The organism is Saccharopolyspora spinosa NRRL 18395 (assembly GCF_000194155.1).
In the GTDB taxonomy this organism is placed as follows: domain Bacteria; phylum Actinomycetota; class Actinomycetes; order Mycobacteriales; family Pseudonocardiaceae; genus Saccharopolyspora; species Saccharopolyspora spinosa.
The window spans coordinates 2,061,786-2,075,659 of the sequence record NZ_GL877879.1 but is presented as its reverse complement, the minus strand read 5'-3'; the positions used below and the strand labels follow the sequence as shown (position 1 = coordinate 2,075,659).

Sequence of the window (13,874 nt, the reverse complement as noted above, 5' to 3'; positions counted from 1 at the left end):
ATGACCTGGACTCGCGACGACATGGCGGCGATCGCCGCCGCCGAACTCCACGACGGCGACTACGTCAACCTCGGGATCGGCATCCCGACGCTGGTCGCCAACCACATCCCGGACGGCGTGCAGGTGACGCTGCAGAGCGAGAACGGCATCCTGGGCCTGGGGCCCTTCCCCTTCGAGGGGGAGGAAGACGCCGACCTCATCAACGCCGGGAAGCAGACCGTCACGGTCAATCCCGGCGCGAGCTACTTCGATTCGGCGGAGTCGTTCGCGATGATGCGCGGCGGGCACATCGACATCGCCATCCTGGGCGCCCTCCAGGTGAGCGAGGACGGCGATCTGGCGAACTGGACGATCCCCGGTGCCCTGGTGAAGGGCATGGGCGGTGCGATGGACCTGGTCGTCGGTGCCCGCAAGATCGTCGTGCTCACCGATCACGTGGCCAAGGACGGCACCCCGAAGATAGTCCAGCGGTGCACGCTGCCGCTGACCGGTGCCGGCGTGGTCGACCGGATCGTCACGGACCTGGCGGTGCTCGACGTGACCGCGGAGGGGCTCCGCCTGGTTTCACTCGCCCCCGGCATCACCGAAAGCGAGGTCCGGGACAAGACCGCCGCCCCGATCCTGGAACCGGTTGCGACGCGGTGATGCTCACGAGCATCGGCGTCGGTCTCGCCGGTGACCCGGGCGTCAATCCCGAGCAGACGTAGCAGCTTTCGGACGCGACGTACAGATTTTGGGAGTGGACCAATGGAAAGAGCACGAACGACCGGTAGTTCTGTGATCGTGGCGGGTGCGCGGGTTGAGGTGCCGCGTCGTAAGGGTGATCCGTTGGTGGTGGATGCCGATGAGGGCATTCGTGCCGGTACCACGGTTGAGACGTTGGCGAAGTTGCGTCCGGCGTTTGCTGCGGATGGCACGATCACGGCGGGTTCGGCGTCGCAGATTTCCGATGGTGCGGCGGCGGTCGTGGTGATGAGCAAGGCCCGGGCTGAGGAGCTGGGGTTGAGCTGGTTGGCCGAGATCGGTGCGCATGGTGTCGTCGCGGGTCCGGATGCGAGCTTGCACGAGCAGCCGTCGAATGCGATCAAGGCCGCGTGTGTGAAGGAGGGGGTCGACGTGGCGGGTCTGGATCTGGTGGAGATCAACGAGGCGTTCGCGGCGGTGGGGATCGTGTCCGCTCGTGCGTTGGGTGTGGGTGAGGAGAGGGTCAACGTCAACGGTGGTGCGATCGCGTTGGGTCACCCGATCGGCATGTCGGGTGCGCGGTTGGGGTTGCATCTGGCGTTGGAGCTCAAGCGGCGTGGTGGTGGCATCGGTGCGGCGGCGCTGTGCGGCGGCGGGGGCCAGGGCGATGCCCTGATCCTGCACGTCCCCAAGGCCTGACATCGGGTTCGTAGGCGCGCAACCGGGCTCCAACCCGGTTGCGCGCTCCAGGGCGGATCGCTTGCCGCCGCGCGGGTTGTCCGCGCACTGAGCTCCGCGAATGTGGCGCGCCGATCAAGGCGCCGCAAAGCCCGAGCGGTCAGGGCAGCATCCGTTCCAGGACCATTCGCTGGCTGGACAGGACGTGCTGTCGCGCGACCGCGGCGGCCTGGTCGACGTCGCCGGCGGCGATCGCGGACTGGAGCTGCTCGTGCTCGGTGCAGACCCGCTCGGGCTCGAGGTTCATCCGGAACAACCACGCCAGCCGACCGTGCAGCGGTTCCAGGATCGATGCCATCAATTCGTTGCCCGCGAGCGAGACCAGCTTGTCGTGGAAGGACGCGTTGGAGCTGGACATCGTGTCGACGTCGCCGGCTTCGTGCGCCTCCCGCGCCCGGCGGGCCAGATCGGCCAGCTGTGCCACCTCCGCGGGCTCGGCCCGCTCAGCGGCCAGGCGCGCGGCGTAGACCTCAAGGGCCTCGCGCACCTCGAACAGCTCCTTGGCTTGCTGGCGGTCCAGCCCGCGGACGAACACACCACGTCGGCGCGGCAGCACGTCGACGAAGCCCTCGCTCTGCAGCATCCGGATGGCCTCGCGCACCGGAACCCGGGAGATCCCGAGTTCGGCGGCGAGGTCCTGCTCGAAGATCCGGTCACCGGGGCGAAGCCGGCCGTCGGAGATGCGGGCCTGCAACTCCTCGCGCACCTGGTCGCGCAGGGGAACGCGGGCATCCGCGGCTTGCTCATCGGTGACCGACACGTTTCCTCCTCCTGAGGTCGCTGCCCCCAGCCTATGCGAGGAGGGCTCAGATGCCGCACCTCATCGCACGAGTGCCAGACCAGAGGCCGACCGCGGCGATCGCTGCGGCCGCGATGATCCCGTGCAGCACCGACGGGTCCAGGAGTTGGCCGGAGAACAGCGCCCGCTCGGCTTCGGCGATGTGCGAGACCGGGTTGAACTGCGCGGCGACCTGCAACCACGCCGGGCCGAAGTCCATCGGCAGCAGCACACCGGACAGCAGCATCAACGGGAACAGCACGAGTTGCGTGACCGCGTAGAACAGCTCGCCGCCCGGGTGCGAGGCGATCGCCAGCACGTACGATAGCGAGCCGAGTCCGACGCCGAACAACAGCAGCAGCGCCAGCCCGGCCAGCACCCCGGTGGCGTGCAGCTGGAAACCCAGCGGTACGGACAGGGCGATGAGCAGCACCGCCTGCACCAGCAGCAGGGCGAACTCCTTCAGAGTGCGGCCGACGGAGCGGTTCATCGGCGTCACCAGCATGCGCTCCATCGAACCGCCGCCGAGCTCGACCAGCAGGTGGTAGCCGGCCATCATCGGGCCGAACAGGCACATCATCACCAGGATGCCCGGCACGAACCACTGCCACGGCGAGGTGTCGAGCCCGGAGGTGCCGGCCAGCAGCGGGCCGAACAGGAACAGGAACAGCAGCGGCTGAGCCATGCTGAACAGGATCGCCACCGGCGCGCGCAGCGTCGGGGTGATCTCCCGGCTGAAAACCGTTGCGGTGTCGCGGAAGAAGTGCATCGATCGGTCCTTTTCATTGGGATTTCAGGATTCTTCGGCTTCGCGGAGGCTTCGGCCGGTGAGTGCGAGGAAGACGTCGTCCAAGGTGGGGCGTGCGGTTTCGGCCGCGATTGCCTTGATCCCGGCTTCCTCGAAGGCGCGCAGGTATTCCGGCAGCGCGGAGTCGGCGCGCGGCACCCGGACCTTGATCGACGGGCCGTCGAGGGTGACGGCGTCGGGGGAGGCGATCCGGGCCGCCGCCTCCGCTGCCGGTGCCGCGTCGGGCTGCGCGACGGTGATGTTGATGTGGTCGCCGGCCAGATCCGCCTTGAGCTGCTGCGCCGTGCCGTCGGCGATGACTCGGCCGTGGTCGATGACCACCACCCGCTCGGCCATGCTGTCGGCCTCGTCGAGGTAGTGCGTGGTGAACAGCAGCGTCGTGCGGTGCTCCGCGCGTAGCCGCAGCACGTGTTCCCAGATGTTGGCACGGCTGTGCGGGTCGAGGCCGGTGGACGGCTCGTCCAGGAACAGCAGTGCCGGGCGGTTCACCAGCCCCATCGCGATGTCGAGGCGACGGCGCTGCCCGCCGGAGAGCGTGTTGGGCTTGCGGTCGGCCAGCGGGGTCAGGTCGAGCAGGTCGAGGACCTCGTCGGCGCGGCGTCGGGCGTCGTGGCGGGTCATGCCGTAGCCGCGGCCCTGGGTGATCAGTTCGTCGCGGACCCGGTAGTTGTCGCCGGCGCTGTTCTTCTGGCCGACGTAGCCGATGCGGGCGCGGACCGCGCCGGGGGAGGTGGCGATGTCGTGCCCGGCGACGGCGGCCGTTCCGGAGGTCGGCGGCAGCAGCGTGGTCAGCATCCGCAGGCTGGTCGACTTCCCGGCTCCGTTCGGCCCGAGGAACGCGACCAGCTGGCCGGGTTCGACGTCGAGGTCGAGGCCCCGCACGGCCTCGACCGGTCGGCGTTTGACCATGAACCGGCGGGTCAGTCCGCGGGCGTGGATCATCATCGGCTCCTTGCTGTCCGGGTTCCCGCTGCGCGCGGGCACGACGAAGAAACCCCAGGTCAGGGGTTCTTTTGGGAGATGGGCTGATCCTTGCCTGGGAAAGCCCGGCAGTCAAACGTGAACATCGCATTCATGTTTGCTCTGACCTGCGAAAACTCTAAGCGAGTCGGGCTCGTCGGGACGATTTCACGTGGACGAATGCGCAGTTCAGCGGACATTTCGGGAATTCGTCGAAGGAATTTGACTGTAAACCAAAGGTTTACAGTGGTACTGTGAACCCGAGGTTCACAAGGAGGTTGGACATGTCAGCGGAAGAGGCCGAGCGGCTGGTTCGCCAGCTGGCGGTAGCGGTACCGGTGGAGGCGATCGATCCGGGCCCGAAGGGCAGCGACGTCGGCGACGAGCAGGAGCGCCGGGTGGCCGCGCTCGGCAGGCTCCGCGCCGCGCTGGAGGCGGAGGAGTTGATGTCCGATGCGGCGTGGCGGCAGGCTGCCTCGGCTGCGGAGGAGACGGTGTGGCTGGGCGCGAGCCTCGCGGACCTGAGTGCGATCACCGGCCGGTCGCGGCAGGCGGCCCGCAAGCGGTGGCCGGAGCTGGGCAGCATCTACCGCCGCCGCAAGTGGCTCGGCAACCACGTCGATGACATCGCCTACATGGCCGGCCAGCTGGCGTCCCGCGCCGACGACCTGGTGCCCAGCCGAGGTCACGGCACGTTCATGAAGCTGATCCGGCAACTGCGCGAGGGCCTGCGGCGGTGTGAGGCGGACTTCGCCCCGGAGACCCAGGAACGCACCGACCCGGCGGCCCGCTGGCGAGCCCTCGACGACCTGGTGAACGTGACGATGCGCGAAATCATCGAGATGGCGGGGAAACCGGCAACCCCGGAGGCCGACTTCGCCCTCCACGGAGCCCGCGGCACCCTCACCTACTACGACCACGCCACGGCTGAATCCGCAGAGGGGTGATGGACCGGTGAACCTTTTTGGGCGCCGTAGGGGCTGTTTCAGGCTCTTCCTGGGCGGCGGTGCGGGTAGCGGAACCTCGGACGCCGCCTGGTCTCCGGGATCCCCGGCTTCTGTGTGCCAATCCGCCACGCTGGGACTGTCGTCGCCGGACGACGTCTCGGAACCCGTGGCGGTGCGAGCCGCGAGGGTGGGCTAAGCGTCTTCGGGGTTCAAAAGCCCGCCCTACCGCACCCAAAGCGCTCACTGTCAGAGGTCGGCCAGTGCCGTGATCGGGTTCTCGACGCAGTCGGCGACGTAGCGGAGGAAGCCTCCTGCGGTGCCTCCGTCGCAGACCCGGTGGTCGAAGGTCAGGGACAACTGGGTCACCTTGCGCAGAGCCAGTTCGCCCTCGAAGGCCCACGGCTTGTCGATGATCCGGCCGACGCCCAGGATCGCGGCCTCCGGGTGGTTGATGATCGGGGTGGAGCCGTCCACGCCGAACACGCCGTAGTTGTTGAGCGTGAACGTTCCGCCGGTGAGGTGCTTGGGCTCGAGGTCGCCCTCGCGGGCCAGTCCGGTGCGGTGCGCGAACGCTTCGGACAGCTGCGCCGTGCTCATCCGGTGGGCGTCGCGGACCACCGGGACCATCAGTCCGCGCGGGGTCTGCGCGGCGAAGCCGAGGTTGATGTGCCCGAACTGGACGATCTCGTCGCGTTCGGTGTCCACCGAGGCGTTGAGCTCCGGGAACCGCTGCAGGCCAGCGACGCAGAAGCGGGCGATCAGCGCCAGCAGGCTGATGCCGCTGCGCTGCTTGAGCAGCGCGCGGGCCTCCAGCAGGCGGGTCGCGTCGACATCCACCCAGGTGCTGGCGTCCGGGATCTCCCGGCGACTGCGGGTGAGCTTGTCGGCGACGACCCCGCGCAGGCCGCGCAGCGGCGTGCGGAGCTCGCCTTCCTGCTGCGTCGGCTGGGCTGGTTGGGGCCGCGCGGCGGAATCCACGTCGCGGCGCAGGATGACGCCGCCCGGTCCAGTTCCGACCACATTGGACAGATCAATGCCGTGCTGCCGGGCGAGCCGACGCACGATCGGCGAGAGCACGCGCGGAGCTCCGGTGCGGTTCGGGCATGGCTCCGTGCGCCCGTCGTTGAGCGACACGGCAGCAGGCGCACTGGTCACGGGGTGGGAAACGACAGCCGAAGAGCCATGCGCAGTGCGTGACCCATCGTGCGCCGCACCTGACGCCGTGCGCGACGTGTGATGGGCGCGTCGGCGTCGGCGCGGCGGCGCGCTGGAGGTGCCGTAGCCGATGAGCACGTTGCCCGAACCGGCACGCTCCTCGGTCCGGTGCTCCTCGTAAGCCGAATCTTCGCAGGCGATCGTGGTCAACGGCGCACCCACGGCCAGCACCTCACCGGCCGCGCCGTGCAGCGCCTCGACCACGCCCGCGTGCGGGCAGGGCACGTCGACGACGGCTTTGGCGGTCTCCACCTCGACGACCACCTGGTCCGCCTCGACCCGGTCACCGACCTCGACGTGCCAGCGGACGATCTCCGCCTCGGTCAGGCCCTCGCCGAGGTCGGGCAGCGCGAACTCCGCGGAGCGGGTCATGCGGCATCCTCCTGGTTCCGGACTCCGTCGAGCCACTTCGTGTCCGGCTGGTCGTCCCACTGCAGCCGGGCCAGCGCGTCGAGCACCCGGTCGACACCCGGCAGGTGCACGTGCTCCAGCTTCGGCGGCGGGTACGGCACGTCGAAGCCCGCGACGCGCAGCACGGGCGAGGCCAGCGAGTGGAAGCAGCGCTCCTGCACCCGCGCGGCGATTTCCGCTGCTACTCCGGCGAATCCCGGCGCTTCCTGCAGCACCACGCAGCGCCCGGTGGCGCGCACGGCTTCGGCGATCGTCTCGTCGTCGAACGGCACCAGGCTCCGCGCGTCGACGACCTGGACGTCCCACCCCTCCTCCTCGGCCGCCTCGGCGGCCGACACGGCCAACGGCACGGTGGGGCCGTAGGCGATCAGCGTGGCGTCGCGGCCCGGTCGGCGGATCGCGGCCCGCCCGATGGGCTCAGTGGTCGTCGGCAGCTCGATGTCCTGCTTGGACCAGTAGAGCTTCTTGGCTTCCAGGAAGACCACCGGGTCGGGATCGTCGATGGCCTCGCGCAACATCGAGTAGGCGTCGGCGGCGGTCGCCGGGGCGACGACCTTGAGCCCCGGGGTGTGCGCGTAGTACGCCTCGCTGGAGTCGCAGTGGTGCTCGACGCCGCCGATGCCGCCCGCGAACGGAACCCGGATGACGATCGGCAGGCCGACCGCGCCCCGCGTCCGGTTGCGCATCTTCGCGATATGCGAGACGACCTGCTCGAATGCGGGGAAGGCGAACGCGTCGAACTGCATCTCTACCACCGGGCGGAACCCGGACATGGCCATCCCCACCGCGAACCCGGCGATGCCCGATTCGGCCAGCGGGGTGTCGAAGCAGCGGTCCTCGCCGAACGAGGCCTGCAGGCCGTCGGTGATCCGGAAGACGCCGCCGAGCCGCCCGACGTCCTCGCCGAAGACCATCACCCGCTCGTCCTCTGCGATGGCGTCGCGCAACGCGGCGTTGAGCGCCTGCGCCATGCTGGTCGGTGCCACTACAGCGCCTCCTGTTCGGTCCGGAGCTGGGCGAGCTGCTCTAGCAGCTGCGGGGTCGGTTCGGCATAGACGTGCCGGAAGAGGTCCTCGGGATCGACCTCCGGCTCCTCCTGCATACGCGTGCGCACCCGCGCCGCGAACTCCTCGGCTTCCCCGGCGATCCGCTCTGCCGTCGCATCGTCGAGGTGGCCGCCTGCGCGCAGATGGCGTTCCAGGAGGCTGATCGGGTCCCGCTGCTGCCAATGCTCGACTTCCTCAGGCGATCGGTACCTCGCCGCGTCGTCGGCGTTGGTGTGCGGCTCCATCCGGTACGTGTGCGCCTCGACCAGGAAAGGCCCGTTCCCCGCGCGGGCGTGCGCCACCGCACTGTCCAAAACGGACAGGACTGCGGCGGCGTCGTTGCCGTCGACCTGCTCGCTGCGGACGCCGTAGCCGATGCCCTTGTGCGCCAGGGAAGGTGCGGCGGACTGCTTGGCGAGCGGGACGCTGATGGCGTAGCCGTTGTTCTGCACGAAGAAGACCACCGGGGCGCGGAACACCGCGGCGAAGTTGAGCGCCTCGTGGAAATCGCCTTCACTGGTGGCGCCGTCGCCGAGCAGCGCCATCGCCACCGTGTCGTTGCCCTTGCGGGACTCGCCGTGGGCCAGGCCGACCGCGTGCAGGGTCTGCGTGGCCAGCGGGGTGCACTGCGGCGCGGTCCGGGTGGACGGCACGTCATATCCGCAGTGCCAGTCCCCGCGTAGCAGCGTCAGCACCTCGACCGGGTCGATTCCCCGGCTCACCAGCGAGACCGAATCCCGGTAGGTCGGGAACAGCCAGTCATCGGTGCCGATGCTCAGCGCCGCGCCGACCTGGCAGGCCTCCTGGCCTCGCGAGGAGGGGTAGACCGCGAGCCGGCCCTGTTTGGTGAGCGTGGTGGCCTGCGCATCGAACCGGCGGCCGATCACCATCGCCCGGTACGTGGCCAGCAGCCGGGACGGCTCCGGCAGCGCGTAGTTCGGATCGGGTTGCTCCAGCAGTCGCACCGGGCTGCTCGACGGAAGCCATTCCACGGCCGACACCTCCTCAGGACGTATGGCTTGAGATGGTCGGCCAGGGTGGTCACGTGATACAAGTCATCCAGAGATAATCGGAACGAATGGCATCGAGGAAGCACAATGGCTGACCAAACGTCCATCAGGATCGATTCGCGTGGCGGCCGGGCCGGACGATCGGCTCCGGCGCTGGACGAGATCGACGCGCGCATCGTCGCGGAGCTCGGCCGCGACGGGCGGATGTCCATCCGCACCCTGGCGGAGCAGGTGAACATCTCCCGCACCAGCGCGCACAGCCGGGTAGAGCGGCTGATCGACGACGGCGTGATCACGGGCTTCCACGCCCGGGTCGACCCGGCAAAGACGGGCCGGGGCACCGCGGCGTTCATCGGCCTGTCGATCGAGCAGGGCACCTGGCCCGAGGTGTCCAGGCGGCTAGCCGCGATCGCCGGCGTCGAACACGTGGCTCTGGTGGCGGGGGATTTCGACTTCGTGGTCCTGGTCCGCACCGAGGACAACCTGTCCCTGCGGAACCTGGTCTTCGACCACATCCAGTCGCTGCCAGGCGTCCGGACCTGCCACACGTGGCTGATCTTCGACGAATTCGAACCCGAACACCCCTGAATCGCCGGAGGTGCGAGGCGTCGGACGGGTTTCTGGCGCGCCTGGGAATCTGGGAACGCCGAGAAAGCGTTGCTCTGCCCTTCGCAGGGGAATGGTGCGTTTGCCGGTTGTTTGTTGTGAGCCCAAACGTTTTCATGGTAGCGGATACCGTGATCGAGATCACAGGTCCCTCGGGGGGTGCTCACTGGAAGGTAAAGGACCGTCGGGAGGAACACTTGAGAACCAGGTTGACACGACGCCGCATCGCCGCCGCTGCCCTTTCCGCCGGGCTGGCAATCGTCGGATTCTCCGTCCCCTCCGCTTCGGCCGACGTGCCGCCGCCGGAGGCAGGCTGGACGCTGACCTTCAGCGACGACTTCACCGGGGCCGCCGGCGCGGGGCCGTCATCAGAGTGGATCACCGACACCGGAACCTCCTACCCGGGCGGGCCGCCCAACTGGGGCACCGGGGAGATCCAGACCTACACCTCCGACCCGGCCAACCTCGCCCACGACGGCGACGGGAACCTGAAGATCACGCCGCGACGCGACGCCGCGGGGAACTGGACCTCGGCGCGGATCGAAACGCAGCGGACCGACTTCAAAGCAGCTGCGGGCGGCGTCCTCCGCATCGAGGCCCGCCTCCAGGTGTCCAACGTCGCCGGAGAGGCGGCGCTCGGCTACTGGCCCGCGTTCTGGGCGCTGGGGTCGCCGTACCGCGGCAACTACCAGAACTGGCCCAGCATCGGCGAGTTCGACGTGATGGAGAACGTCAACGGCAAGAACGAGACGCACGGCGTCCTGCACTGCGATGTCGCCCCCGGCGGGTCGTGCAACGAGATGACCGGTCTCGGCGGCAGCCGCCCCTGCCCCGACGTGGCCTGCCAGGCGAGGTTCCACACCTACCGCTTCGAGTGGGACCGGACCAGCCCCACCGAGGAACTGCGCTGGTACGTCGACGGCAAGCAGTTCCACTCGGTGAGCGAGTCCCAGATCAGCCCGGCGGCCTGGCAGAACATGACCTCGCACGAGGGCTACTTCCTGCTGCTCAACGTGGCGATGGGGGGAGCGTTCCCGAACGGCGACTCGGGTACGACGACTCCCAACCCGGCCACCGAACCCGGCCACCCGATGCTGGTCGACTACGTGGCCGTCTACAACCGCTGATCGAATACCTGGAGGCCGATGCCGTCGCCCGACGTCGGCCTCCAGCACGTCGCCGGTGACGGCGGACTCGGCGTCAAGCTGCTCCGCTGCGCGGGCCGGTGGAGAGCTCGGGTCCAGGCTTGTGCGGACCGGACAATCGAGGATCGCGCTGGGGATCGATCACGGCACGTCGAGGTCGACGACCACCGGGGCGTGGTCGGAGGTGCCCTTGCCCTTGCGGGCTTCGCGGTCCACGTAGGAATCGGTGACCGCGCCGGTGAACTTCTCGTTGCCGTAGACCAGGTCGATGCGCATGCCCTGGTTGTTCGGGAAGCGCAGCGCCCGGTAGTCCCAGTAGGTGAACGGGATGTCGTACTTCAGAGCCCGCGGATAGACCTCGGCGAGGCCGGTTTCCGCGAGCGCGGCAAGCGCTTTGCGCTCGTCCTCCGTGACGTGGGTGCTGTCGGCGAAGGCCGCGATGTCCCAGACATCGGCGTCGGTCGGGGCGATGTTGAAGTCGCCGAGCACGGCGAACGGCCGGTCGGCGGCCATCTCCTCGATGACGGTGGCGCGCAGTGCGTCGAGCCACCGCAGCTTGTAGGCGTAGTGCGGATGGCCGACTTCGCGGCCGTTGGGGACGTACACGGACCACACCCGGACGCCGCCGCAGGTCGCGCCGATCGCCCGGGGCTCCTGGGTCTCGAACATCGCACCGTCGACCTGGAATCCCGGCTCGTCGAGCAGCCCGTGGCGCACCTCGTCGATGCCCACCCGGGACAGCACGGCCACGCCGTTCCAGCGGCCGGTGCCGTGCGCGGCGACCTCGTAGCCGAGCTCGCCGACCTCGTCGAAGGGGAAGGCGTCGGCGGCGCACTTTAGCTCCTGCACGCACAGCACGTCCGGCTCAGCGGTGCCCAGCCAGTCGAGCAGCTTGGGCAACCGGGCACCGACGGAGTTGACGTTCCAGGAAGCGATCCGCATGACCCGAACCTTGTCACACCACCCCGTCACCTAGGTGAGGGGCACCCATCGTGCGCGAAGCTGGATCGGTGGGGCGAACGGACTGTTCACCGCTTCTATTGACGCGAACAGTCCGTTCGCTTCACACAGCGGAACGCGAGCGCCACCTGGTGGAGGTCACGGGGGAGCCATTGTGGTCTGCTGGCCCCGCGGGGAGCAGGACGTGGCGGTAGGCGCCCGGTGTTTCCGTCATGCGGACCTGGTCCGCGACGCTTGGCTGGGGCAGATGAGGTGATGGATGTCGCCGGGCGAAAGTGCCATGACCGGTGTGGGTGACGGAACCTCGGGAGATCCCCGACATCAGGAACGCGGATTCGCGGATCGCCGGGGAAGAGCCCAAGCCCACACCGGAAGCGGTCACGGCGCGGTGATTCCCGTTGTGGGCACGAGAGCCCGGTCAGCGGAAGATGGCTTGCTCACCCGCGTACTGGTAGCGCCACACGCCGTCCGCGCGGCGGTCTTGCCGGTCGTAGCGGGCGTACGGTGCCTCGCCGTCGCGGGGCGCCGGGAAGGTGAACTGCCCGATCGGTAAATCCGTCTCCGGGGCGGGGATGATGAACGAGCGGCCGTCTTCGGGGCCGCCGATCAGCTCGGCGTGCACGTGCTGCTGCATGGTTCGTCTCCCTGGGGTCGGCCGCACCGCCTGTCGGTTTCTCTTCTCATGGGAACAAAATCTGCTGCGCCCGGTTCCAGACTTCACCCGATCGTCTCAACGCGACCACCCCACTCCGCTCACAGCGGCGCCAAGCCGGGGTGCCGTGCGCCGCGTGACCACTTCGGCGGGCCGAGGACGCGCTCGGCGATGATGTTGCGCTGGATATGGTTGGTGCCGCGGGCGATCCGGCGCCCGCGGCTCCCAGGAAGGCGCGCTGGAACTCGTCGCCCCGGTAGCCGCCGCCCGGGTGGACCAGGCCGCCGAGCCCCCGCAGGGACAACGCGGCGGCAACGAGGTCGCAGTGCAGCTCCGACCAGTTGATCTTGTCGATCGCCAGCAGCTCCCGGACCGCGTTCCCGCGTGCAGCTCAACGGCGACGCGGCGGCCCGTGTAGCGCATCAGCTCGACGCGGATCAGCAGCCGGGCGAGCTCGTCGCGCACCAGCGGATCGGCCAGCCTGCCGAGGTCGCGCAGCCGCGCCACCAAGTGGTCGAACTCCGCGCGGTAACCAGGTACCGCGCGGTGATCTCGCCCGCTTGCTCGGCGCCGAGCGTGGTCATCGCGACGAGCCGGCCGTTGCCGAGACCGCCGGATCACGTTGGACAGCGGGGCGCGGGCACCGTCGATGAACTCCTCGCAGTAACCCGCCCCGCCAGCCATCTGCCGGATCGGGCGGACTCCGATGCCGTGGCCGGACATCGGCACGAGCTCGTAAGTCAGGGCGCGGTGCCGCTCGGCGTCCGGGTCGGTGCGGCAGAGCAGGAACATCATGTTCGCCTCGGTCGCGCCGGACGTCCAGATCTTGTGCCCGTGGACGACCAGTTCGTCGCCGTCGACGACGCCCGTGGTGCGCAGGCTCGCGAGGTCCGATCCCGCGCCGGGTTCGGAGACCCCTCGGGAGTACCCGTCCTCCCCGGACAGGATGCGAGGCAGGAAGCGGCGTTTCTGCTCCTCCGTGCCGCGCGCCAGCAGCACCGGGGCCACGAGCGACTCGCCCATTCCAAGGTGCGGGCGGCGAACTCCGGCGCGGGCGAATTCCTCCCCGACCGCGAGGCATTCGAGCTCTCCCAGGGCACGTCCGCCGTACTCCTGGGTCCAGGACAGGCACACCCAGCGGCCCTCGCGCAGCAGGTCCAGCCAGCGATCCTCACGTTCGTCGGCGCGGTGTTCGTGCGGCGGGTGCGCGCCGACCGCGTGCATCGCCTCGGCCCGGTGGGCGGCGATCCAGTGACGCACTTCTGCGCAGTTCCTCTTCCAGGTTTCCGGTCACGTCCTCTTCCCGGTTTCCCGTCCACGTCCTCTTCCCAGTTTCCGGGCACGCCAGTGCTCCGCACAGTCCTGCCAGGTCGGCCAGCCTCGCGCGGTGCTGAGCTGGGTCGCTGAACAGCAGCTCGCTGGTCTTCGCCCGCTTGAAGTGGAGGTGCGCGTCGTGCTCCCAGCTGTAGCCGAGCCCGCCGTGGATCTGGGCGGTGGCGCTGGCGGCGTCGGTGTACAAATCGGCGCAAGGCGCTTTGACCAAGCTGGCCAGCATCGGTGCCTCCGGTGAGCCGTCGGCCGCCGCGCGGGCCGCGTAGTACACGGCCGACCGGGCTGGTTCGATCGCTCGCAGCATGTCCGCGCACATGTGCTTGACCGCCTGGAACGATCCGATCGGACGGCCGAACTGCTCGCGCGTCCGCGCGTGCGCGACACTCACGCGGAACGCAGTACACATCGGCTGAGTTTCCGCGCGTCTGCGCGTGCGCGACGGTCAGCTCCAGGCATCGCGCCGCGCCGCCGACCTGCTCGACTGCCAGGGCGATGGCGGCCGCGTCCAGCACCCGCGCGATCCGCGGCTGCGCATCAGGTTCGCAGAGCGCCCGGCCCGCGGCGGACTCGAGGACGACCATC

General features: G+C 69.3%; 14 protein-coding genes and 1 pseudogene. 5 read left to right on the top strand and 10 right to left on the bottom strand.

The annotated features are described in order from the left end of the window. Together SSPN_RS0128830 and SSPN_RS46330 are read left to right on the top strand one after the other, a co-directional pair. Nucleotides 1-645: a CoA transferase subunit B gene (locus SSPN_RS0128830; RefSeq protein ID WP_010311873.1), complete on the top strand. Its 645-nt coding sequence runs from the start codon at nt 1-3 to the stop codon at nt 643-645. Between the two features lie 147 nt (nt 646-792). Beyond that, nucleotides 793-1,383 (top strand): annotated as a pseudogene (locus SSPN_RS46330) (thiolase family protein); the annotation flags it as partial. A gap of 139 nt (nt 1,384-1,522) precedes the next feature. Here SSPN_RS46330 and SSPN_RS0128820 read toward each other — a convergent pair. Genes SSPN_RS0128820 through SSPN_RS0128810 form a run of 3 tightly spaced genes read right to left on the bottom strand, consistent with a single transcriptional unit; the run spans nt 1,523 to nt 3,950 of the window. Next, nucleotides 1,523-2,182, bottom strand: a complete 660-nt coding sequence (locus tag SSPN_RS0128820) for a GntR family transcriptional regulator (RefSeq protein ID WP_010311869.1) — start codon at nt 2,180-2,182, stop codon at nt 1,523-1,525. A 46-nt stretch (nt 2,183-2,228) separates the two neighbouring features. Further along, nucleotides 2,229-2,969 (bottom strand): ABC transporter permease, encoded by a 741-nt coding sequence (locus tag SSPN_RS0128815; protein ID WP_010311866.1) that lies wholly within the window; start codon nt 2,967-2,969, stop codon nt 2,229-2,231. Nucleotides 2,970-2,993: 24 nt separating this feature from the next. Continuing rightward, a complete protein-coding gene (locus SSPN_RS0128810) occupies nt 2,994-3,950 on the bottom strand; it encodes an ATP-binding cassette domain-containing protein (RefSeq protein ID WP_029535807.1) in 957 nt (318 codons plus the stop codon). A 302-nt stretch (nt 3,951-4,252) separates the two neighbouring features. On the opposite strand from SSPN_RS0128810, the gene SSPN_RS0128805 reads away from it, so the two are divergent. Further along, complete coding sequence (locus SSPN_RS0128805; protein WP_010311863.1) at nt 4,253-4,915, top strand: hypothetical protein; 663 nt, start codon at nt 4,253-4,255, stop codon at nt 4,913-4,915. A gap of 246 nt (nt 4,916-5,161) precedes the next feature. On the opposite strand, the gene SSPN_RS0128800 is transcribed toward SSPN_RS0128805, so the two are convergent. Genes SSPN_RS0128800 through pdhA form a run of 3 tightly spaced genes read right to left on the bottom strand, consistent with a single transcriptional unit; the run spans nt 5,162 to nt 8,579 of the window. Then, a complete protein-coding gene (locus SSPN_RS0128800; protein ID WP_010311861.1) occupies nt 5,162-6,502 on the bottom strand; it encodes a dihydrolipoamide acetyltransferase family protein in 1,341 nt (446 codons plus the stop codon). Further along, on the bottom strand, nt 6,499-7,527 hold the full coding sequence (locus tag SSPN_RS0128795; RefSeq protein WP_010311859.1) for an alpha-ketoacid dehydrogenase subunit beta: 1,029 nt from the start codon (nt 7,525-7,527) through the stop codon (nt 6,499-6,501). The genes SSPN_RS0128800 and SSPN_RS0128795 overlap by 4 nt, the downstream gene beginning before the upstream one ends. Then, nucleotides 7,527-8,579 (bottom strand): pyruvate dehydrogenase (acetyl-transferring) E1 component subunit alpha, encoded by a 1,053-nt coding sequence (pdhA, locus tag SSPN_RS46325; RefSeq protein ID WP_010311857.1) that lies wholly within the window; start codon nt 8,577-8,579, stop codon nt 7,527-7,529. Before pdhA ends, SSPN_RS0128795 begins: the two co-directional genes overlap by 1 nt. Before the next feature lie 105 nt (nt 8,580-8,684). Between pdhA and SSPN_RS0128785 the strand changes: the two genes are divergently transcribed. Both SSPN_RS0128785 and SSPN_RS0128780 read left to right on the top strand, forming a co-directional pair. After that, nucleotides 8,685-9,185 carry an Lrp/AsnC family transcriptional regulator gene (locus SSPN_RS0128785; RefSeq protein ID WP_010311855.1) on the top strand — a complete coding sequence of 167 codons (501 nt, stop codon included), beginning with the start codon at nt 8,685-8,687 and terminating at the stop codon, nt 9,183-9,185. A gap of 215 nt (nt 9,186-9,400) precedes the next feature. After that, a complete protein-coding gene (locus tag SSPN_RS0128780) occupies nt 9,401-10,330 on the top strand; it encodes a glycoside hydrolase family 16 protein (RefSeq protein ID WP_029535805.1) in 930 nt (309 codons plus the stop codon). A 159-nt stretch (nt 10,331-10,489) separates the two neighbouring features. On the opposite strand, the gene SSPN_RS0128775 is transcribed toward SSPN_RS0128780, so the two are convergent. The 4 genes from SSPN_RS0128775 to SSPN_RS49380 form a co-directional block, all read right to left on the bottom strand. After that, entirely contained in the window at nt 10,490-11,290 is an 801-nt protein-coding gene (locus SSPN_RS0128775; protein ID WP_010311850.1) for an exodeoxyribonuclease III, read from the bottom strand. A gap of 436 nt (nt 11,291-11,726) precedes the next feature. After that, nucleotides 11,727-11,942 (bottom strand): hypothetical protein, encoded by a 216-nt coding sequence (locus SSPN_RS0128770; protein ID WP_010311848.1) that lies wholly within the window; start codon nt 11,940-11,942, stop codon nt 11,727-11,729. A gap of 96 nt (nt 11,943-12,038) precedes the next feature. Continuing rightward, the gene (locus SSPN_RS46320; RefSeq protein WP_010311847.1) at nt 12,039-13,220 is read right to left on the bottom strand and encodes an acyl-CoA dehydrogenase family protein; all 1,182 of its coding nucleotides are present in this window, start codon (nt 13,218-13,220) and stop codon (nt 12,039-12,041) included. Continuing rightward, complete coding sequence (locus SSPN_RS49380; RefSeq protein ID WP_029535804.1) at nt 13,132-13,680, bottom strand: acyl-CoA dehydrogenase family protein; 549 nt, start codon at nt 13,678-13,680, stop codon at nt 13,132-13,134. Before SSPN_RS49380 ends, SSPN_RS46320 begins: the two co-directional genes overlap by 89 nt. Between the last annotated feature and the right edge of the window lie 194 nt (nt 13,681-13,874).